The sequence below is a fragment of the Shewanella electrica genome, from assembly GCF_022321485.1.
GTDB classification, from domain to species: Bacteria; Pseudomonadota; Gammaproteobacteria; order Enterobacterales; family Shewanellaceae; genus Shewanella; species Shewanella electrica.
Map to the genome: position 1 here is coordinate 1 of NZ_JAKOGG010000198.1, position 279 is coordinate 279.

Genomic DNA, 279 nt, shown 5'->3' on the forward strand with positions numbered 1-279 from the left:
ACAGTCAGCCTGGGAGGTACCCGTGATCATGTTCTTGATGAAGTCACGGTGACCAGGGGCATCAATGACCGTGCAGTAGTACTTGGTGGTCTCGAACTTCCACAGGGCGATATCGATGGTGATACCACGCTCTCTCTCGGCCTTCAGCTTGTCCAGCACCCAGGCGTACTTGAAAGAGGCCTTTCCGATCTCCTTGGCCTCCTTCTCGAACTTCTCGATGGTTCTCTTGTCGATACCTCCGCACTTGTAGATCAAGTGACCGGTGGTGGTGGACTTTCC

At 54.1% G+C, this 279-nt stretch carries 1 protein-coding gene; it reads right to left on the reverse strand.

Going from position 1 to position 279, the window contains the following annotated elements:
* Positions 1 to 279, reverse strand: a 279-nt coding sequence (locus tag L9G74_RS20355; RefSeq protein ID WP_238898588.1) for a GTP-binding protein, incomplete at both ends; no start/stop codon positions are given.